The organism is Actinoalloteichus hymeniacidonis (assembly GCF_014203365.1).
Classification (GTDB): Bacteria; Actinomycetota; Actinomycetes; order Mycobacteriales; family Pseudonocardiaceae; genus Actinoalloteichus_A; species Actinoalloteichus_A hymeniacidonis.
In genome coordinates, this window is sequence record NZ_JACHIS010000001.1 from 3,255,208 (window position 1) to 3,273,903 (window position 18,696).

An 18,696-nucleotide genomic window follows, 5' to 3' on the forward strand; every position below is an offset into this window, starting at 1 on the left:
TGTCTGCTCAGGTCGTCAGCGATTGATCGCCGATCACCGAGAGCAACTGTAATTTCTCGTGGCTCTCACTACCGGGGACAGCGGTGTACACCAACAGAGTCTGTGCCTGATCGAGGTCGTGCAGCGTCTGGCAGTGCAGTTCCAACAATCCGACCTCGGGATGCAGGATGCGCTTGGGCCCGGGATAGCGCAGACCGATCTCGTGGCGTTCCCACACCTGGCGGAACTCCGCGCTGGCGGCGGTCAGCGCGGCGAAGATGGCTGCCGCCCTGGAATCCGAGCCGTGTTTGGCGTAGGCCGCTCGAAGCTGCGAGGTGAACACCCGACTGTGCATCGGGTGGTCGGACTCCGGATACGCCCGGCGGGCCGCGTCGCTGGTGAACCAGCGGTAGACCATGGCGCGGTCCAGCCCCTGGAATCGGGTGAGGTCACCGAGCAGCGCGCGGGCCAACCTGGTCTGCAACAAAGCCTCGCCCAGCCCGCTCATCACCTGCGCCGGGGTGTCGTCGAGACGATCCAGCACCCGCCGCACCCCGACGTCGACGTGATCGCTGCGGAGCGCCCGCTGCGGAGCGGTGTGGCCCGCCAGCCGAAACAGGTGATCGCGTTCGTCCAGGGACAGGTGCAGTCCCCGGGCGATCGCGGCCAACATCTGCTCCGACGGGCGGGTGCCCCGACGCTGTTCGAGGCGGCTGTAGTAGTCCACCGACATGCCGCATAACGCCGCGACCTCCTCACGGCGCAGCCCGCTGGTGCGCCGCCGAGGCCCCCGGGGGATACCGACGTCCTCCGGTTGCAGGTCGTTGCGTCGCCGAGTCAGGAAATCGGCCAGCTGGGTGCGGTCCACCAGCACATCCTCTCCGTCTCGCCGCGTCGGGTCGTCCACCTCGGTCACAACCGGGTTCCGCCCGACACCTCGATCCGTTGTCCGTTGATCCACCCGGTGTCCTCGCGCAGGAGCGCGGCGATCACTGCGCCGACCTCGTCGGGTTCACCGACGCGGCCGAGCGCCGTCACCGATGCCAACCCAGCGCGGAGATTCTCGTCGTCGCGCAGCGCCCCGCCTTGGAAATCGGTGCCGATCGGGCCGGGCGCGACGATGTTCGCCGTGATCCGTCTCGGTCCGAGTTCACCGGCGAGGTTCCTCGTCAGTACCTCGACCGCGCCCTTCATCGCCGCATAAGCCGAGTGGTGCCCGCCGACGAACCTCGCCAACCCGGAGGACAGATTGACGATACGACCACCGTCGGCGATCACCGGGAGGAGCCGCTGGGTCAGGAAGAACACTCCTCGGAAGTGCACGTTCAGCAGAGAGTCGAAATCCTCCACGGTGACCTCGGAGAACGGCCCGAACACACCGTTACCCGCGTTGTTGACCAGGAAATCGAGGGTTTCACGGCCCCAGTGCTCGGCCAACAGCGCCCGAACCTGCCCCGCGAACGCATCAAACGTGTCGACCCGCGCGGTGTCCAACGGCAACGCCACCGCACGACGTCCCATCGCCGCCACGGCCTCGACGACCTCCGCTGCCCGGTCCTCGCGGGTCCGGTAGGTGATGATCGAATCGACACCGTCCGCGGCGAGTTTCAACGCCGCACTGCGCCCCAGGCCCCGGCTTCCACCGGTGATGATCGCGATCTTGTTCCGTGCCGCCATGGTGATTCTCTCCTCGAATCCGTGCACCGCTCGCACGTCGTGTCGTGCGAGGGCCTCGGCGCGCTCGCGCCACCGACAACATTCGTGGCCGCGCAGGAGTGGAACAAGGCCGCGCTCATCCAGGGAGTCGGAGTCCCTCCCGACGTGTCGAGGCCCGCTCGGTGCACTGCCACAAGCTCGAAACGCACCGAGCGGCAACCCGTCTTGGCCGATCACCCGCCGTAGAACCCGGCCACCTCGATATCGGCCAGCAGGATCCGATCGGGCGGCGCCGTCGGTGTATCGGCCACGGCCGTCCCGGGGGACCGCAGGACCACCGCCAGCACCGGCTCCTCATCGATGCGCTGAACCAAGGCGTAGAGACAGGCCAACACGTGCACACAGCGCGGTGTGCGCGCCGGACACGAACACCGCACCAACTGTTCCTGCGCGGGCACCGCGACGGGCACCGCATGCCGTCGGAGATCCTCCGCGAGCGAATCCGGTAGGTCACCCGCAGCCAGCCCGGCATGTTGCTCCCGAGCCGCGCCGATGAGCCGGTCCGCCTCCGCCCGCACGGGCGCGGCCCACACTGCCAATTCGATGCGCACCCGCTGCACACCCGACTTGACGAGCACCTCGGCCTCGACCAGGCCCGGCCCGATGGTCAACACGGTGACCGCGTCGTTGCGGACCAGACTGCGCGCTCTGGGCAGCAGGGCGTTGGACGTCGTCACCGAGGTCGTCTCGACGGTGCGCAACCACGCCTTGCCCCAGACGGTGGCACCGTACTCCGCGATCATCAGCCGATCACCCCTTCATCGAGAGTCAGCACCGCGCGCAGGTCCTCGTCGGACAACTCCGCCAACGCGGCCTCACCACCGCCGACGACCCCGGCCAACACCCGCTTCGATTCGTGCATGCGGGCGATGTGGTCCTCGATCGTCCCGGCGGTCACCAAGGTGTGAACCGCCAGCGGTCGATCCCGGCCGATCCGATGTGCACGGTCGGTGGCCTGTTCCTCCACCGCCGGGTTCCACCACCGGTCGTAGTGCACGACGTGACCTGCACGTGTGAGATTGAGCCCGAACCCGGCCGCCCGCAGGCTCAGCAGCAGGACCGGCGGCCCGTTCTCGTCATGTTGGAAACTCCGAACGAGTTCGTCGCGGCGCTCGAGGCTCAACCCGCCGTGCAGGAACGGCACCGTCTCGACGCCCAGCTGCGCGGACAGGTGCGTGGACAACAGCTCACCCATCGCCCGGTACTGGGTGAACACCAACGCCCGATCGTCCTCGTCGACGATCTCCGTCAACATCTCGGTGATTCGATCGAACTTGCCGGAACGACCGGCCAACCCGCGGTCGTCGGGCCGGAACTGGGCGGGGTGGTTGCAGATCTGTTTGAGGGCGGTCAGCAGGGCCAGTACCCGGCCCCGCCTGCCGAATCCGGTGCCCAAACCCTCGTCGAACGCCTCGGACACCGCCTGCCGATACAACCCGGCCTGTTCCTCGGTCAGTGTGCAGGCCACGGTGGCGTACATCTTCGGCGGTAGATCCGCCGCCACCTCCGCCTTGCGCCGACGCAGCACATGCGGCTCGACCAGCGCCGACAGTCGGGCCGCGGCCCGACTCGAACGTCGTTGCTCGATCGGCACCGCGAAGCGCTGCCGAAACCGCCCTCGCGTGCCCAACAACCCCGGGTTGGTGATGTGCAGGATCGCCCACAGTTCATCCAGCCGGTTTTCCACCGGTGTCCCGGTCATCGCGACCCGGACCACCGCAGGCAGATCCGCCGCGGCCTTCGCACCTCTGGTGTCGGGATTCTTCAGCTGTTGAGCCTCGTCGAACACCACGACGTCCCAATCGATGCCCGTCAGCAACGCGACATCCGAACGCAACACGCTGTAGGAGGTCACCACCACCGTCCCGGCAGGCGGTGGGCCAGCGAGCCGACGGCGCGACCCGTGATGGGCGATCACCGGGGTCTCGGGAGCGAACCGCGCCAGCTCGCGACACCAGTTGCCCACCACCGAGGTGGGGGCCACCACCAGGTGAGGTCGAGCACAGCGTCGCGTCGCCAACAGGCAGATCGCCTGCAGTGTCTTGCCCAAACCCATCTCATCGGCGAGGACACCGCCGCCGGGGGAGTCCCGCACGCCGGCATCGACTTCAGCCACCGTCTTCCCGCCCAGGGGCGGGGCCAACGACCGCAACCAGGCAACCCCCTCCACCTGATACGGGCGCAAGGTGGCACGGATGTCGGCCGATTCGAGATCGCCCCGTACCTCGGCCGCCGCCCGGAAACGGCTCAGCACGGCCGCAGCGGTCTCGATCGCAGCCGGATCCACGTCGAGAGCGGCATGCGCGGCGGCGGGCATCCGCGCAGCCAGCTCCGTGAATGCCGCCGGAGCCCCGGCAGCCGGCTCGGCGGTCAGCTGCGCGGCCTCCCGCCAAGACCAGACCGACGCCCCCAACTCCCCGGCGACATCGTCGGCCGGTCGTAGGCTGCGCAATGCGGACAACGAATCGCCCAGGCTGACGAACCGGGCCTGCACCAGCGCGGCGGCGACCGCGCGGGACCCGCCGACTCCGATGGGCACCGCGCACCTGAATCGGCCCTCACGGCCGACAGGCAACCGGTGTGCCGCGAGCACGACTGCCAGATCGGGCACGCCCCACCAGGCGAATGCGCCCTCCGCCGGGACGAACGTGACCTGGACGCGACCGGGCAGATCGGCCGCGCCCAACTCCGGAAGGCGGGTCTGCGGGGGCTCAGACACCGGACGTCACCGCCCGGTGCTCCCGCCACCGAACAGAATGAGCCGAGATCTCCCTGTACGACAAGCCGACTCCTGACCGAGGTTACCCAGGACGATGGCGCACTCGTGTATCGAGCAGCGCCCTGCGGCGGCACAAACTACCAGCGCGAGCCCTCGGTTCTCATCCGTGGAATTCTCGACTTGCCAAAAACCCGGACCCTCTGTCCCACGGCTCCCGATCAGCCACCAGAGGAAACTGACCAGCGGAAACAGCAACCCGACTCAACGGGACCACCTCCGTGATCAACGGTGGAAATCGGCGAATAATTCGTTCTCAGGTGCCGTGTGGTCCGATTCACTTCGAATCTTGGATAGCGGGCACCAGCGGGAATTCAAATCGCCGAGAACCCGACCACCAACGGGAGAACACCCATTCCCGCCGCCCGTGCGATACCGACCCCCGAGAACGGATCCCACGTACGCCCAGAAAGCCCACCGGCCCCCGGGGGCTATGCCACCTCACCCGTCGGCCGACCCCGAACCCCCGACCGAACGCTCCCGATGCCGCAGCACCGCCCTCGCCGTGTCCTCCTCGACCAGGTCGAGATTGACGGCCGCAGCGGCATTCGCCCCCGCCGCAGCCGAACTGATCACCCGCGCCTTGAGATCGACCGCATCGCCCACCGCCCACACCCCGGGCACCGACGTGGCCCCCACCGCATCGACGGGCAGGTAACGGCCCATCAGATGCCCGTCGACCCGCTGCTCGACCGGCTCCACTCCCAAAGCCCCCGCGACGTCGACCCGGGCCATGAACCGGGGCGCCACCGCCAACACCTGCCGGGCGACCACCTCACCCGACCGCAGCCGAACACCGCTGAGCTGGTCGTCCCGGCACTCCACGGCCACGACCTCACCGTCGACCAACCGAATACCCCGCGCGGCGAACCGCTCGCGCTGCTCCTCGTCGAACGCGGGGGAGACGTGCTGGAACAACGTCACGTCGGCGCTCCACTGCCGGAACAACAACGCCTGGTGCGCCGCCATCGGCGAGGTGGCCAGAACGCCGATCGCCTGGTCACGCACCTCCCAACCGTGGCAGTACGGGCAATGCACCACGTCGCGGCCCCAGCGTTGCGCCAGCCCCGCCACCTCCGGCAACTCATCCACTAGCCCGGTCGCCAGCACCAACCGCCGCGCGGACACGACCTCGCCGTCCGACAGCGTGATCCGGAAACGCTGCTCTCCCACACCGTCACCGACGGCCTCGGCCGCGACCGCCTCGCCCGTGATCACCTCGCCCCCATAGCCGACGACCTCGGCCCGCCCGGCCGCCAGCAACTCACCCGGGGCAGTGCCCTCCCGCCCCAGATAGTTGTGCACCCCCGCCGCCGGGGCGTTGCGCGGTTCACCCGCGTCGACCACCAGCACCGAACGACGCGCCCGCGCCAAGGTCGAGGCTCCCGCCAACCCGGCCGCACCGCCACCGATGACCACCACGTCATAGGCGCCCTGCATCACGCGCTCCTCGCTGTCCACATGACGCCGCCCCAACAGCGGCGTCCACGACAACGACCTTCCGCGCCATCAACGGGAAACCACAAAATATTTTGCCGATCTGGCAAAATCCAGTCGCATGGACAACGACGACGCACTCGCGGGTGTCCTCAACACCATCGGGCCCCGACTGCGCAGCCTTCGCCGCAGCCGAGGCATCACGCTGGCCGAGCTCTCCGAGAGCACCGGGATCTCCACCAGCACCCTGTCCCGCCTCGAATCCGGACAACGACGCCCCACCCTGGAACTGCTGCTACTGCTCGCCAGAGCCCACCGCACGACACTGGACGAGCTGGCGCACTTCGCCAAGATCGAAGACCCCCGAGTGCGGCCAAAACCCCGAATCCGCAACGGCGTCACCCTCCTCCCACTCACCGGAAGACCCGCCGGAGTCCACGCATACAAAATGATCTTCCCGGCGGGCCAACCCGCAGGCGAACCCGAACAACTCGTCCACGAGGGCTACGAATGGTCCTACATCCTGTCCGGGAAACTGCGCCTACTCCTCGGCGACCACGACATCCTGCTGACCCCCGGAGAGGTCGTCGAGTTCGACACCCGCCTCCCACACTGGTTCGGCAACCCCGGGCCCGGCCCCTGCGAAGTGCTCAGCATCTTCTCCCCGCAAGGAGAACGACTCCACATCCGCGCCCGATCAGACCCGCACTGAGCAGTACCGACACCGCAGAGCACCAGGGCACTCGGCGTGATCAGCTGGAGAACCGCCAACTCGTCGCGCTGTACTGGGCGCCACGCCCATAGCCGTACACCGTCACCGGGCGGACCTCGAACACCTCGGCGACATTGCCCGACGCCCCGACGAACCGGCCATCCTCGACCCGGAACACCCAGCCGTACTTGCTCTCATAGTCACCGGCCACCACAGCCAGACGGGCCTCATCGGTGACCGACACGGCCCGCCCCTGCACCACCACATCGAAACCCGAACCCATCCGGTTGCACCCGGTGGTCAGCACACACTCCGGATTCGCCGCCAGATTACGGGCCTTGACCTCGTCACCACCGGTGCAGAAGTACAACGCACCATCCCGCCACACCGCGATGAGCGGCGTGACATGCGGCTGGCCGTCGGGGCGCACCGTCGAGATCCAGAAGACCTCCGCCTCCGCCAATGTCTCAAGCACCAGAGACCACGGTTGTGCCGTCGCATCGGGGCTGCTGAATCCCGCGTGCAGCGTTCCCGTCCGGTCCGTGTCCGTCATCGCCGTCCCACCTTCATCGCATCACCAGACAATCGAACGCCTCGAGCGCTCGCCGGGGCGCAGAGCCCCGCGCCAGAACAGACTTCCCCGCGACCACGAATTCATCGGCCCTCGCAGAATCCCGCGATCCCGACGGTCGTTCCCACCCCGGACGCGGTGTGGATATCGTGATGGCTCCGACGCGGGAGAGGACCCCCAGAGTGCGACCGACCGGACAGGTAGAGATCAATTCCCAGGCCGAACTCACCGAACTGATCGGCGAGCCCCTCCAGCGCACGGCGAACAAGGCACGCCCCACCCTGCACGCCCTCGACCGTGACTGGTTGGCCGCCGCGCCCTTCTGCCTCATCGCCACCGCAGACGCCCAAGGCCACTGCGATGTGTCACCCAAAGGCGACCCGCCCGGCTTCACCCTCGTACTCGACGACACCACCATCGCCGTCCCAGACCGCCCCGGAAACCGCCGCGTCGACGGCTTCCACAACATCCTGACCAACCCGCAGGTCGGCCTGATCTACCTCGTCCCGGGCCGAGGCGACACACTGCGCATCAACGGCCGGGCCCGGCTGGTCAGCGACGCCCCCTTCTTCGACGACATGATCGTCAAAGGCAACCGCCCGAGGGTCGCGATGATCGTGGACGTCGAGGAGGTCTTCTACCACTGCTCCAAAGCATTCCTGCGATCACAGCTATGGAAGCCCGAGACCTGGAACCCCGAGTCCATCGCCTCCCGCCCCCGCATCGCCCAGGCCCTGGAACGACCGGAAGACAGCCTCGCCGAACTGGAGGCCTATTACGGCCCCACCTACGCCGAGAAGATGTACGGCTGACCCACCGCAGCCACACACTCTCGATGGCCTAGAGCTGCACACCGACAAGCACAAAAACGCAGGAAACAGCCGGTCGCACCACGCTACGGTCGAGGCCATGCGTCGCCGCCCCCCGTACCCCGACCCCGGGGAACCCGACCTTCGCGGACCAGGCCGATACCTGTGGTGGCTGATCACCGCACATCCCCGCCGAGCCACGGCAGCCGTGCTCTGGAGCACCGTGTGGATGTTGTGCCTCATGCTGCCCGCCTACCTGCTCTCCCGCGCCGTCGACGACGGACTGCGCGCCGGTGACCTCACCGCCTTGAGCTGGTGGACCGCCTCGATCCTGGCGATCACCCTGATCAACGCCCTACTCGGCCTGATGCGGCACCGAACCATGACCCTGCTGCGCATGGACGTCTCCCTGCGCACCGTCCAACTCGTCACCCGCCACACCACCCGACTCGGCGCCGCACTCTCGCGCAAGGTGACCACCGGCGAGGTCGTCACCATCGGAGCCACCGACCTCACCCACATCGGCCACGCCATGACAGCCCTCGGCCCCGGCCTCGGCGCCGTAGCCGCCTACCTGGGCGTCGCAGCCGTCCTGCTGTCCATCTCCCCGCTACTCGCCGTGGTCGTCCTGCTCGGCGTACCCCTGCTGTGTCTGGCCGTCGGACCACTACTGAACAGACTCCAGACGACCCAGACTCGCTACCGCGAACAACAGGGCGCGCTGAGCAACCGAGCGGGCGACATCGTCGCCGGGCTCAGAGTGCTCTGCGGAATCGGCGGCAAAGACGAGTTCGCCCACCGCTACCGCACAGCCTCCGCAGCACTCCAAGCCGAAGGCATGCACGTCAGCGCCGTCAGCAGCTGGATCCAGGCGCTCTCCACCGGGCTGCCGTCGTTGTTCCTCATCGCGGTGACCTGGTTGGCAGCACGCATGGTCATCGCAGGCGAGATCACCGTCGGCGAGATGATCGCCGTCTACGGCTACGTCGCCGCCCTCATCGTCCCCGTCTACTTCCTCATCGAAGGCGCAGGCGACCTCGCCAGCGGACTGGTCGCCTGCCGACGAGTCACCGCTGTCCTCGCCCTCACCCCGCTGGTCGACGATCACCCCGACCCACTACCGGGCCCCACCGAACCCGCCGTCCTTCACGACCCCGAATCAGGAGTGACCATCGCACCGGGCTCCTTCACGGTCCTGGTCACCGCCCGCCGCGACGAGGCCCTCCCCGTCATGGACCGCCTCGCCCGCCGCATCGACTCCGAGAGCACCTGGGGCGACACACCCCTGAACCGGATGTCCCTGACCGAGACCCGCAGCCGCATCCTCCTCGCCGACGACGACGCCTACCTCTTCGCCGGAACCCTGCGCGACATCGTCACCGCAGGCCGGCAACACGACGACGACACCGTCACCGACGCCCTGCACACCGCGGCAGCCGACGACATCCTGCTCGGACTACCGCACGGACTGGACTCCACCGTGCAAACCCAGGGCCGGGATCTGTCCGGCGGCCAACAACAACGCCTCCGCCTGTCCCGTGCCGTCCTCGCCGAACCCGAGGTCCTGCTGCTCGTCGAACCCACCTCCGCAGTCGATGCACACACCGAGGCCGCCATCGCCCGCCGCCTGCACACCGCCCGCACCGGCTCGACCACGCTCGTGGCCACCACCTCACCCCTGATGTTGGACCACGCCGACCAGGTCGTCCTCCTCGACGCAGGACGCGTCCACGCCACCGGCGACCACCGCGACCTCCTCGCCACCAACGCCCACTACCGCAGACTCGTACAACGCGACGACGACCAACAACCGATCACCATCACCCACCCCGAGAAGACACCACACACCGAGGGTGCCGCCCGATGACCACCGGCCCCCGAACCCCCGACGACCCGACCCGGCTCCCCATCGCCGACGCACCCGCCACCCGACGAGCGATCTGGAATCTGCTCGCCCACGACCGACGGGCCATGGCCGTCGTCATCACCCTGACCGGCCTCGCCGCCGCAGCAGGTCTCGCCACTCCGAGACTGGTCGGCGCGATCGTGGACCGCATCGAAGCGGGCACCGACACCACAACGCTGGACCTACTCGGCGTGGCACTGCTCGGCTTCGCGATCGCCCAGTTCCTCCTCAACCGATTCGCCCGCTACGCCGCACACCGCTTCGGCGAACGCATACTGGCCCGCCTGCGCGAACAGTTCGTCCAACGCACCCTCGCACTACCGACCGACGTCGTCGAGAAAGCAGGCCCCGGTGATCTGCTGACCCGCAGCTCCGCCGACGTCGACACCGTCGGCGCAACATTGCGCGACGTCGGTCCCGGCGTGGTGCTGGCCGTCGCGCAGATCCTCTTCGTCCTCGCCGCGATCGCTCTGCTCGACCCGCTACTCGGCCTCTGCGTCTTCGCCGCCACGCCCGCGTTGCTGCTGATCATGCGCTGGTACCTCCGTCGGGCACGCACCGCCTATCTCGCCGAGGGCGCTGCGAACTCGACGATGGCCGAAGCGCTCGCCGCCACCGCGGACGGCGCGGCAACGGTGGAATCCTTCCGGCTTCAGAACCAGCGGATCGACGAGGGCAACCGACAGGTGGCCACCGTCTACAACGCCAGGAAACGCACCCTGTTCCTGCGCAGCGTGCTGTTCCCCGTCATGGATTTCTCCTACGGGATCCCACTGGCCGTCGTTCTGCTCATCGGCGGTCTCCGCCACGTCGAGGGCGCCATCGGCCTCGGCACGGTGATCGCCGCCAGCCTCTACGTGCTCCAACTCAGCGACCCGCTGGACGAACTCCTCGAACACATGGAATTCCTCCAGCGAAGCACCGCAGCCCTCGCCCGCATCGAGGGCGTCGGTGCCGTCACCGAATCCCCACGACCACACCGAACCGCAGCCCCCACCGACGACAGCATCGACGTCGTCGCCGTCCGACACGCCTACCGCGACGACCACGACGTCCTGCACGACGTCGACCTCACGGTGCGGCCGGGGGAGCGCCTGGCACTCGTCGGCCCCTCCGGCGCCGGGAAATCCACTCTCGGCAGACTGCTGGCCGGAATCGACGCACCACGCGCGGGAAGCATCACCGTCGGCGGCGTTCCCATCGCGGAACTGACACCGGATGAACGTCGCCGCCGCGTACTACTGGTGACCCAAGAACACCACGTCTTCCTCGGCACACTGCGCGACAACCTCGCGATCGCCGCACCCCACGCCGACGACGACACGCTCTACGCCGCCCTACACGCAATCGATGCCCACTGGGCCACCGAACTACCCGCAGGTTTGGACACCGAGGTCAACACCACGGCGCTGCGCCTCGATGCAGCCCAATCCCAACAGATCGCGCTGGCCAGAGTGATCCTGGCCGACCCGAACACCGTCATCCTCGACGAGGCCACCGCCATGCTGGACCCCACCACGGCCCGCCACGCCGAACGAGCACTGGCCGCAGTACTGGAAGGACGTACCGTCATCGCCATCGCCCACCGCCTGCACACCGCACACGACGCCGACCGCGTCGCCGTGCTCGAGGCGGGGTCGATCACCGAACTCGGCGACCACGACACGCTGCTGGCCGCCGATGGCGCCTACGCCGCGCTATGGCGCTCCTGGCACGGTGTGGCCGGGACCACCGAGATTTCCTCGGCACCGATCTTGACCTCCACTCGACACGAGCTTTCAGGATGACGCAGCACGCAAGCACATTCCCGGACCGGAGGCTCTCCATGCCGCACGTCATCACCAATCCAACGGAACTGCACGACCCCACCGCATTCGGCTACAGCCATGTCGTCGAGGCACCGACGAGCGGGCTGGTCTTCATCTCCGGCCAATACGCATCCGACGTGCACGGCGACGTCGTCTCCACCGACTTCGCCACCCAGGTCGAGAAGGCATTCGCGAATCTGGGCACCGCACTGGCCGCAGTCGGGCTCGGTTTCGGCGATGTCGTCCGCCTCGGCAGCAACATCGTGGACCACGACGCCGAACGCTTCAACGCACTCCTCCCGGTACTCACCCGCATCTGGGGCGATCGCCCACCGGCGCACACGCTCGTCGGCGTCGCCAAGCTAGCCATGCCAGGCATGCTCTTCGAGGTCGAAGCGACCGCAGTGCGCAGCTGAGGCCGCCCGAGTAGGGGAGTGGGCCCTGCGGAGACACCTCGGGCCCACTCCCGACCCGCGCTAGCCGTCCTGCCGCACCGCAGCGAACACCAAGGAATCACGCCAAGCGCCGCGCACGAACAAGTGCGAGGTCAGCCGCTCCGTGAACCGCATACCGGATTTCTCCAACACCCGAGCCGAGGCAACGTTGCCTGGATGGCAGGTCGCCGAGACCCGCTGCAACCGCAAGGACCCGAACCCGAATTGCAGCAGCAGCGCCGTCGCCTCGGTGGCATAGCCCTGCGACCAGAAATCCCGGTGGAACACAAAGCCGAGCGCGCCATGCCGTCGTTCCACACAGGTGATTCCGATCGACACCGACCCGATAAGTCGATCCGTCCCCGCATGCACAGCGGCAAGGCTGAATTCGACACGCGGCTCATTCGCCGCCTGCGCTACCACACCCGCCATGAATTCGCGCGTATCCGCAACCGTGTTCGGGCCCCAGTCGGTGAACTGCGTGACCAACGGATCACTAGCGAAGGCGTGCACCGCAGCAGCATCGGACGCGAGGAAGTCCCGGAGGATCAACCGGTCACTCGTCGCATGGACCCTCGGTCGTTGGCGCTGCTCAGGCATCGCTGCTCCTCCACCGGCGCGGACCACGGCACCGGACAAACCCGAGAGTGGCCGCCGACATCGTGCATCGAACGTCACAGCCGACACTAATGAGCCACCTCGCCGCGAACAACGCGATTTCAGGCGACACGACGTCGACTGAAACCCACTCCTGCATCGGCGAATGCGGCGCCACCGCCATCTCGATGCCAAGGACGCGAACCTGCGAACCTCACGCCCGAACCGCGTGGGTATGCAAACCATCGAGCACCAGGCCGGTGTGTCTTCGCCACACCGCATTCGCCGCATCGGTCCGACCGATACCCGCCTTCGACCCAGCACCGACCGATCGAGCGCCCTCCACAGAGGGCAACGCGGCATCATCAGCGGAGCCCGGAACCCGACCATCGGTGCCCGCCACCGTGAGCTGCACGATCCGCCCCAACGCGAAGATCAACAACCCGACATCGACCGAGGACACGTCCAGCCGAAGCGTGCCCTGCCGATGCGCCCGATCGACCAGTCCGTCGAGCATCCGATGCAAGGTTTCCAGACGATGCGCGAAACCCGCAGGCGCCGTAGCGGGATAGGACAGACCCTCCAGAACCGCCCGATGCCTGGCCATCACCGCCAAAGTCTGCTCGATGAGCAGCGTGAGACCGAACCACGCATCCTCGGTGGCCGTCGCGATCTCAATGGCCTCGGCCCACTCGGCGAGATCTTTCTCGACCGTCGCCAAGACAAGATCGTCTTTGGTGGGGAAGTGCCGATACAGGGTCGCAATGCCGACATCGGCACGCCGAGCCACCTCCCGAACATCGGCGCTCAAACCCTTGGCCGCGAACACCTCCCGCGCCACCGCAAGGAGTCGGGCACGGTTTCGCGCGGCATCCCACCGCTGGCGACGCGGAGTCTCGGACACCCAAGGCACCCTACACATTCCGGAACATGCGTTCCGGAACAGCCACACCAAACCGGAACGGGCGTTCCGGAACAGCCAGGGGAGTGCCACCACCAGCGAAGATCAACCAACCGGCGGGGCGACCGATGGGGGCACCAGCGGGCACCGCGCCGTGCGCTACCGAAGAACGAAAGAGGAAGACCACGGGGAAAGAAGACCACCGACACCCGAATCCCGCATCCGCAGGCATGGCCCGATGGAGTGCTGTCACGAATGGCAAACGGAACGATCTCCTTGCTGCCACCTACTTTTTCGTGAGTACCCGACTAATAAGTGCGTACTTGAAGAGATCCACTCTCGGGCCCAGTCTGGATAGGCGAAACGTGAACACCACGAAGCGCACACCAATTCGCCGAAGCACCCAGAACCCGGAGCAACCGTGCCTGAATCGACTACCCCCTCAACCGCCACCCCGGTGACCATCATCGGGCTCGGGGCGATGGGCACCGCCCTCGCCAACGCCTTCCTCGACGCCGGACACTCGACCACCGTGTGGAACCGAACCGCCGCGAGAGCCACCGCACTGGCGGCCAGGGGCGCCCATCACGCCGAGACCGTTACCGAGGCCATCGCCGCCAGCCCACTCGTGATCGCGTGCGTGCTGGACTACGACGCCTTCCACGAGACCCTGGCTCCGGCGACCGACGCCCTCGCCGGGCGCGCCCTGGTCAACCTCACCAACGGCACCCCCAAACAAGCCCGCGAAACCGCCTCCTGGGCAGCAGACCACAGGATCGACTACCTCGACGGCGGCATCATGGCGATCCCGCCCGGGATCGCCACCCCGGACAGCTTCATCCTCTACAGCGGCCCGCTGGGCACATTCGAAGCCCACCGGTCCACGTTGGAGGTGCTGGGCGCGGCCAACCACGTCGGCACCGATCACGGCTTGGCGTCGTTACACGACCTTGCCCTGCTCACCGGCATGTACGGCATGTTCGCGGGGATCCTGCAGGCCTTCGCCTTGATCGACTCCGAGGGCATCCCGGCAGGCGACCTGGCACCGATGCTGACCAATTGGCTCACCGGAATGGCACACAGCGTCGCGCACTACGCCCAGCAGATCGACACCGGCGACTACGAAACCGGCGTCGTGTCCAACCTGGCCATGCAGTCCGCAGGTTTCGCCAATCTCGTGCAAGCAGGGGAGGACCAGGGCGTGGACGTCGGATTACTCCGGCCGCTCTTCGAACTCATGCGGCATCAGGTCGCGGCCGGATACGGCAACGGCGACGTCGCCAGCGTGATCGAACTGATCCGGCGCGAAGAACGCCGACAGCCGGCGAAGTCTCCCGGTGCCGACAAGATCACTCGCGCAAGGCGGCCGTAGGCGCTAACGAGATCATCGACCCATTCCTGGTCGCGATCACGCGCGAAGGCTTCGCGGTGGCGCCTGCGGGCGGCGCCGCGCCGTAGCCCGTCGTCGCCTCGGAACGACGGGCTGGCCCGTTCCGTTCACCAGCTGGGCAAAATGCGATCGACGGCCGGGGCGAGGATCGTGTACCGGCGGCTAGGAAACAGTCGAGAGCCCCGCCGTGGAAAGCGGCGGCGTCCACGAAATCGCACCCACCCGTGAACGCCGCCGCCCGCAGGGAAACACACCAGCAGGAATCGGCACACCGCGTCGAGGTACTCGTCGACGGCACTGGTGCTCAGCGGAGGAGCGCTTGCACTGCCTCGCGGGCGCCGATCGTGTCGCCCAGTTCGATAGTCAGCGGACTGGGCGTGCTCGGCGACCGGGGCAGGAAGCATGGGACACGCCGGTCGATGCCTGCAACAGGCGTGGCTGAGCCACTTCCGGAGGAGCCCCACGAACTCACTACTTAACATAATGTACATTATCGGCCAATTGGTTATCCGCAGGTCAGCAAAGGGATCGGGGTGGATTTCTCGGTCGTCATCGCGGTAGCCGCGTTTTCCACGCGCGAGCGGTGCCTACTCGATTTCGGTCGCCGGGACGAGCAGACCGGCGAGGGCGAGGCCTCGTCGGCGCCCAGGTGCGGCAACGAGCAACGCGTCGCTGGACGTGGGCCATTGCGAGCGATTCGACGGCCCAGCTGGCGTCGCCAGCAGATACCCGCAGTCGCCGCAGATTCGTCACGGTGACATATCAGGGACGGCAATCCCGTCAGTTTCGAGTCGGCGACGCGTGCCAGCGGGCGTCGCCCATGGCCACCTGGGCAGCCACCGGCTTTTCGATCCGATGCCCGGCCGGCCCCATCCGATGCGCGCGTCGTCGCCTTACCGCACATGCTTTCGCAGGACATATCGAGATCGGGCTCTAACGGCGGCCGCAATTCTCTACGGCATCTCCCCGCGCCGAAGAATGGCAACACCTGGAACCCGACCCATATTTTTCATGCATAATGTTGATTATGCATGAATGATCATGGTTGATGCCGTTGCCGCGTCAGGCAGGCGTGCCAGCCCGATGCCGCAGGACGAGGCCGTCGACCTGCACTCCGCCCTCGCCGATCGCCGGGCTTCGGTCGCCCCGGGCTCCTACTGATGCGGCATTCCGGCGCCGTGGGATTCGGATTCCGTTGGCACCGCCGTTCCAATGCTCGGAAATGCGGCTCACTCCCCCTCGACCCGAGGAGTTTTCGCATAGACCGCACATCAGGTCGCCCGCGCTCCCCCGTTTCTTCGGGCGCTCATTACCCAACGGTGTGAATAACGGCGGCACACCCGGTGCGGAAGATCAACGACCCTTATTTTTCGCAGGAAGGTAAGACGCGGCACAGCCGTCTACCAGGAAGGATCTGCTCGACGATGTTCCGACATCTCATGAAGTTGCTCGCAACGGTGTTCATGGCAACGACGATGGTCACCGCCGTACCGACCGCATCCGCGCAGCAGGGCCCGGTGACGTGCGGTGTGAGCGGGGAGGCCGGTTTCCAGCCCAGTGTCCTGCTCGTACCGAGGCAGAGCAGACTCACGCTCGATGGCGATGAGGCAGCGTGCATCGACGCCGACGGCGAGGTCGCCGCCGCTTCCTTCCAAGGGATCGCCGACGGCGTCCTGAGCTGCCTGGGCAGCCCGGAAGGCACCTCCGGCCGGGGCCAGATCAGCTGGACACTGGACGACGGCACCGTCGAGACCAGCACGGTGGACTTCGTCTTGGCCGGGACCAGCCTGGCTCACGTCGAGTTGACCGGTTTCGTCATCGCCGGACGCTACGAGGGTGAGCGGTTCACAGCGCAGTTCAACGTCGAGATCATCAACCCCGGAGTGCGTTGCGCAACCTTCCTGGGAGTGGACTCGGCTGGGTACGAGGGAACCTTCAGCATCGGCTGACCTACAGCGATGCGCAGTGTGAGTGCCCGTAGGACCTGTTCGTTAGCCGTGCTCCCGGCTACGGGCGGTGGCACCTGTCGTTGTTGTCCCGGTGTCACCGCCCGCGTGAGAACATCGATCACGGACGTCGCGTGCGCTACGCGGCTGCCGGGCAGGCGACAGGCGTATCGCCTCTCCCTCGGCCTCGCGTCCACCGCCGCGACGCCCGCAGACTCCTTCCCGTGCGATCGGTCTACAAGGAAGCGTCGCGCCGAGAAGACCGGTGGTCAGACGGCTGACGGGTGCTCGGTGGGATGGTCAGTGATCGAGGATCTCGGCAAGGTTGATCTGCACGTGGTCGTCGGTGGACTCCGCGCGGTCGGCGGCCTCCCTCGTCGCTTGTTGCAGGGCGTCGAACTCCTTGGGTCCCAGGACGTGTCCGACGACGGCCCCGGTCTCGGTGTCCTCGATCATGAGGGACACCAGTCCGAACTCGCTATCCGGTGTGATCCACATTTTCGCCTGCATGTGGTCGACGGTACGCGCCTGAATACCGTCGGTCGGGATACGCGACCGCCGTTCGGCCTAGCGGGTGATCACCTGTTCCGCTGTCTCGGGTGCGCTGCGGGGGCGCGTCGAGGGTCGGTGGAGGTGCGCGAGGCGTGGTCGACGGTGTACAAGATCGGCATGCGGTTGCTCGAAGCCCAGGACGCCTTCTTCCTTGCTCGGCGATCCCGAAAAGACTCCCCCCATACGACTGCGGCGTACCGACGAGACCTCGCTGGAATCACGTCTTTGCTGGTGGGAGAGCTGCAGCGAGCGGCGGGCGAGATCGCACTCGGCGAGGTCACCTCCGGTTCGCTGCGGGCCGCCTTCGGCGCGTTCGCGGATTCCCACGCGAAGAGTTCGGTGTTGCGGGCCTGGTCGACCTGGAATCAGTTTCTGACGTTCTGTGTCGCCGAGGCGTTGGTGGCGGGCAACCCGATGGCTGCGGTGGCTCGGCCCCGGACGCCGGCGCTGACGCCCAAGCCGCTGCGGGGCGAGCAGACTCCCGAGGAGCTGCTCACGGCGACCGCGGCAGGCGCGAGTCGAGCCCGTGATCCCTGGCCGGAGCGAGACGTGCTGGTCCTGGCATTGGGCCTGATCACCGGTCTGCGGTCGGCGGAGATGCGGGAGCTGACCCTGGGATCGTTGGTCGGCAGACCGGGAGAGCGGCGGCTTCACGTGCGGGGAAAGGGCAGCCGTGAACGGTCGATTCCCATCGAGGCGCCGATGGAAAAGATCGTGGAGAACTATCTGGTCTCCTGTCGTACCCGGTTTCCGCGTCGAGCCCGTGGTACCTCGGCGCCTTTGCTGCTGGACCGGCGCGGCGACGCGATCGGTCGTGGTGCGCTCGAATACCTGGTGCAGTCGTGTTACCGCTCATCAGGTGTCCACGACCGAGTGCCGGCGGGGGCGAGTCTGCACGCACTGCGACACACCTTCGCCACCCGGCTGGCCGAGGACGGGGCCAACGCCTCCGAAATCATGGCGTTGTTGGGACATGCGAGTCTGGCGACCAGCCAGAACTACATCGAGGCGACCGGCCGTGAGCAACGGTCTGCGGCGGCCGTGAACCGGACGTATCAGGCGTTGGCGCGGCTGACCGAACAGGATTGAACTCGGTCCGTCTGGCCAGCTGTACGGCGATGTTGCGACCTCCGCCGCAGACTGCCGGCCGGGGGCGCCTCGT

General features: G+C 67.3%; 18 protein-coding genes. 9 read left to right on the plus strand and 9 right to left on the minus strand.

Annotated features, from left to right (window positions below):
- Nucleotides 1–7: 7 nt before the first annotated feature.
- The 5 genes from BKA25_RS13215 to BKA25_RS13235 form a co-directional block, all read right to left on the minus strand.
- Entirely contained in the window at nt 8–895 is an 888-nt protein-coding gene (locus tag BKA25_RS13215) for a helix-turn-helix transcriptional regulator (RefSeq protein WP_375791853.1), read from the minus strand.
- Nucleotides 892–1,656, minus strand: a complete 765-nt coding sequence (locus BKA25_RS13220) for an SDR family NAD(P)-dependent oxidoreductase (RefSeq protein WP_069853689.1) — start codon at nt 1,654–1,656, stop codon at nt 892–894. The genes BKA25_RS13215 and BKA25_RS13220 overlap by 4 nt, the downstream gene beginning before the upstream one ends.
- Nucleotides 1,657–1,868: 212 nt before the next feature.
- Nucleotides 1,869–2,438, minus strand: coding sequence for a hypothetical protein (locus BKA25_RS13225; RefSeq protein WP_069849446.1), 570 nt, complete (start codon nt 2,436–2,438; stop codon nt 1,869–1,871).
- Nucleotides 2,438–4,414 carry a DEAD/DEAH box helicase gene (locus BKA25_RS13230; protein ID WP_216637832.1) on the minus strand — a complete coding sequence of 659 codons (1,977 nt, stop codon included), beginning with the start codon at nt 4,412–4,414 and terminating at the stop codon, nt 2,438–2,440. The genes BKA25_RS13225 and BKA25_RS13230 overlap by 1 nt, the downstream gene beginning before the upstream one ends.
- A 498-nt stretch (nt 4,415–4,912) precedes the next feature.
- The gene (locus BKA25_RS13235) at nt 4,913–5,965 is read right to left on the minus strand and encodes an NAD(P)/FAD-dependent oxidoreductase (RefSeq protein WP_236750845.1); all 1,053 of its coding nucleotides are present in this window, start codon (nt 5,963–5,965) and stop codon (nt 4,913–4,915) included.
- 64 nt (nt 5,966–6,029) lie between these two features.
- Here BKA25_RS13235 and BKA25_RS13240 point away from each other — a divergent pair, with 64 nt between their 5' ends.
- The gene (locus BKA25_RS13240) at nt 6,030–6,620 is read left to right on the plus strand and encodes a helix-turn-helix domain-containing protein (RefSeq protein ID WP_069849444.1); all 591 of its coding nucleotides are present in this window, start codon (nt 6,030–6,032) and stop codon (nt 6,618–6,620) included.
- Nucleotides 6,621–6,660: 40 nt separating this feature from the next.
- On the opposite strand, the gene BKA25_RS13245 is transcribed toward BKA25_RS13240, so the two are convergent.
- The gene (locus BKA25_RS13245; protein WP_069849442.1) at nt 6,661–7,173 is read right to left on the minus strand and encodes a pyridoxamine 5'-phosphate oxidase family protein; all 513 of its coding nucleotides are present in this window, start codon (nt 7,171–7,173) and stop codon (nt 6,661–6,663) included.
- Nucleotides 7,174–7,343: 170 nt separating this feature from the next.
- Here BKA25_RS13245 and BKA25_RS13250 point away from each other — a divergent pair, with 170 nt between their 5' ends.
- The 4 genes from BKA25_RS13250 to BKA25_RS13265 all read left to right on the plus strand — a co-directional run bounded on the left by BKA25_RS13250 (nt 7,344) and on the right by BKA25_RS13265 (nt 12,130).
- Nucleotides 7,344–8,003, plus strand: a complete 660-nt coding sequence (locus tag BKA25_RS13250; RefSeq protein ID WP_069853686.1) for a pyridoxamine 5'-phosphate oxidase family protein — start codon at nt 7,344–7,346, stop codon at nt 8,001–8,003.
- Between the two features lie 97 nt (nt 8,004–8,100).
- Nucleotides 8,101–9,867 (plus strand): ABC transporter ATP-binding protein, encoded by a 1,767-nt coding sequence (locus BKA25_RS13255; RefSeq protein ID WP_069849440.1) that lies wholly within the window; start codon nt 8,101–8,103, stop codon nt 9,865–9,867.
- On the plus strand, nt 9,864–11,693 hold the full coding sequence (locus BKA25_RS13260) for an ABC transporter ATP-binding protein (RefSeq protein WP_069849438.1): 1,830 nt from the start codon (nt 9,864–9,866) through the stop codon (nt 11,691–11,693). Before BKA25_RS13255 ends, BKA25_RS13260 begins: the two co-directional genes overlap by 4 nt.
- Nucleotides 11,690–12,130: a RidA family protein gene (locus tag BKA25_RS13265; protein WP_236750841.1), complete on the plus strand. Its 441-nt coding sequence runs from the start codon at nt 11,690–11,692 to the stop codon at nt 12,128–12,130. The genes BKA25_RS13260 and BKA25_RS13265 overlap by 4 nt, the downstream gene beginning before the upstream one ends.
- A gap of 60 nt (nt 12,131–12,190) precedes the next feature.
- On the opposite strand, the gene BKA25_RS13270 is transcribed toward BKA25_RS13265, so the two are convergent.
- Both BKA25_RS13270 and BKA25_RS13275 read right to left on the minus strand, forming a co-directional pair.
- On the minus strand, nt 12,191–12,748 hold the full coding sequence (locus BKA25_RS13270; RefSeq protein WP_069853684.1) for a GNAT family N-acetyltransferase: 558 nt from the start codon (nt 12,746–12,748) through the stop codon (nt 12,191–12,193).
- Nucleotides 12,749–12,959: 211 nt separating this feature from the next.
- Nucleotides 12,960–13,649: a TetR/AcrR family transcriptional regulator gene (locus BKA25_RS13275; protein WP_172803788.1), complete on the minus strand. Its 690-nt coding sequence runs from the start codon at nt 13,647–13,649 to the stop codon at nt 12,960–12,962.
- Between the two features lie 418 nt (nt 13,650–14,067).
- Between BKA25_RS13275 and BKA25_RS13280 the strand changes: the two genes are divergently transcribed.
- The 3 genes from BKA25_RS13280 (at nt 14,068) to BKA25_RS13285 (ending at nt 16,985) form a co-directional block, all read left to right on the plus strand.
- Nucleotides 14,068–15,018 carry an NAD(P)-dependent oxidoreductase gene (locus BKA25_RS13280; RefSeq protein WP_236750839.1) on the plus strand — a complete coding sequence of 317 codons (951 nt, stop codon included), beginning with the start codon at nt 14,068–14,070 and terminating at the stop codon, nt 15,016–15,018.
- A gap of 1,053 nt (nt 15,019–16,071) precedes the next feature.
- Nucleotides 16,072–16,197, plus strand: coding sequence for a hypothetical protein (locus tag BKA25_RS27845; RefSeq protein ID WP_257786109.1), 126 nt, complete (start codon nt 16,072–16,074; stop codon nt 16,195–16,197).
- A 263-nt stretch (nt 16,198–16,460) separates the two neighbouring features.
- Complete coding sequence (locus BKA25_RS13285) at nt 16,461–16,985, plus strand: hypothetical protein (RefSeq protein ID WP_069849434.1); 525 nt, start codon at nt 16,461–16,463, stop codon at nt 16,983–16,985.
- A gap of 297 nt (nt 16,986–17,282) precedes the next feature.
- Here BKA25_RS13285 and BKA25_RS13290 read toward each other — a convergent pair whose 3' ends face one another.
- Nucleotides 17,283–17,492, minus strand: a complete 210-nt coding sequence (locus BKA25_RS13290) for a hypothetical protein (RefSeq protein ID WP_093941743.1) — start codon at nt 17,490–17,492, stop codon at nt 17,283–17,285.
- 159 nt (nt 17,493–17,651) lie between these two features.
- On the opposite strand from BKA25_RS13290, the gene BKA25_RS13295 reads away from it, so the two are divergent.
- Nucleotides 17,652–18,623, plus strand: coding sequence for a tyrosine-type recombinase/integrase (locus tag BKA25_RS13295; RefSeq protein ID WP_069853682.1), 972 nt, complete (start codon nt 17,652–17,654; stop codon nt 18,621–18,623).
- The last annotated feature ends 73 nt before the right edge of the window (nt 18,624–18,696 follow it).

Coding starts and splice junctions, on each gene's coding strand:
- BKA25_RS13220 (WP_069853689.1), bottom strand. CDS start 1,656: ATGGCGGCACGGAACAAGATCGCGATCATCACCGGTGGAAGCCGGGGC.
- BKA25_RS13240 (WP_069849444.1), top strand. CDS start 6,030: ATGGACAACGACGACGCACTCGCGGGTGTCCTCAACACCATCGGGCCC.
- BKA25_RS13265 (WP_236750841.1), top strand. CDS start 11,690: ATGACGCAGCACGCAAGCACATTCCCGGACCGGAGGCTCTCCATGCCG.
- BKA25_RS13260 (WP_069849438.1), top strand. CDS start 9,864: ATGACCACCGGCCCCCGAACCCCCGACGACCCGACCCGGCTCCCCATC.
- BKA25_RS13250 (WP_069853686.1), top strand. CDS start 7,344: ATGGCTCCGACGCGGGAGAGGACCCCCAGAGTGCGACCGACCGGACAG.
- BKA25_RS13245 (WP_069849442.1), bottom strand. CDS start 7,173: ATGACGGACACGGACCGGACGGGAACGCTGCACGCGGGATTCAGCAGC.
- BKA25_RS27845 (WP_257786109.1), top strand. CDS start 16,072: ATGATCATGGTTGATGCCGTTGCCGCGTCAGGCAGGCGTGCCAGCCCG.
- BKA25_RS13285 (WP_069849434.1), top strand. CDS start 16,461: ATGTTCCGACATCTCATGAAGTTGCTCGCAACGGTGTTCATGGCAACG.
- BKA25_RS13270 (WP_069853684.1), bottom strand. CDS start 12,748: ATGCCTGAGCAGCGCCAACGACCGAGGGTCCATGCGACGAGTGACCGG.
- BKA25_RS13225 (WP_069849446.1), bottom strand. CDS start 2,438: ATGATCGCGGAGTACGGTGCCACCGTCTGGGGCAAGGCGTGGTTGCGC.
- BKA25_RS13295 (WP_069853682.1), top strand. CDS start 17,652: ATGCGGTTGCTCGAAGCCCAGGACGCCTTCTTCCTTGCTCGGCGATCC.
- BKA25_RS13255 (WP_069849440.1), top strand. CDS start 8,101: ATGCGTCGCCGCCCCCCGTACCCCGACCCCGGGGAACCCGACCTTCGC.
- BKA25_RS13290 (WP_093941743.1), bottom strand. CDS start 17,492: ATGCAGGCGAAAATGTGGATCACACCGGATAGCGAGTTCGGACTGGTG.